Annotated in this window: 1 protein-coding gene; it reads right to left on the reverse strand. The window is 48.3% G+C overall.

The window, feature by feature from the left end; all coding sequences use genetic code 11:
* Positions 1 to 541, reverse strand: a 541-nt coding sequence (locus tag H4O21_RS23930) for a phage terminase large subunit (RefSeq protein ID WP_220495836.1), incomplete at its 3' end; no start/stop codon positions are given.
* Positions 542 to 615: the final 74 nt, after the last annotated feature.

A 615-nucleotide genomic window follows, 5' to 3' on the forward strand; every position in this document is an offset into this window, starting at 1 on the left:
CCTCCTCAATCCATGCCTTCGTGATACCAGCAAAACCCTTAACGCCAGTCACGTTTCGATAAAGGCCACGGAAACGGAACTTTGATTTAGTCTTCTTGTGGGTAATCTTGCCATCAATGCAACGATACTCTTTTGATTCTCCTTTGCGATCAATCTCATCCACCAGTTCCTGATAGCTGGAGTCTTCAATTGATTGTTGAATCTCGCGGAAGCACCCGATACGTTCGGATTTGAATCTTGCCGACTCAGTAAGGATTGTCGATACCGTGCGAGTCTTTGCCGACCCACGTCCGCCGTATACAACCTTCCACGGCTTGGGGTAAAGCAGGCGCTCCAGCTTTGCTGGAATAAGGTGGTCAGCATGAGTGGTTGAATTGGTCACATCATCAACGCCAGTGGCTGTCATTCTTAACCGCTTAATGACGTTCTTCTGCATATCGCAGATGCCAAAAATGGCGGACTCTGCAACATCTGTCATTGCATCATCAATCTGCGCCTCCAATTTTTCGATTGCCAGTGCGGAGAGGCGTTTACGAGCCATATCGAGAGCAGCCCCATGAAATGACCCAACCAATGCACCAGAACATCAAGCCAAAGATGCATCCAGTAAAGTCA

The sequence above is a fragment of the Oceanospirillum sediminis genome (assembly GCF_014164585.1).
Classification (GTDB): domain Bacteria; phylum Pseudomonadota; class Gammaproteobacteria; order Pseudomonadales; family Halomonadaceae; genus Oceanospirillum; species Oceanospirillum sediminis.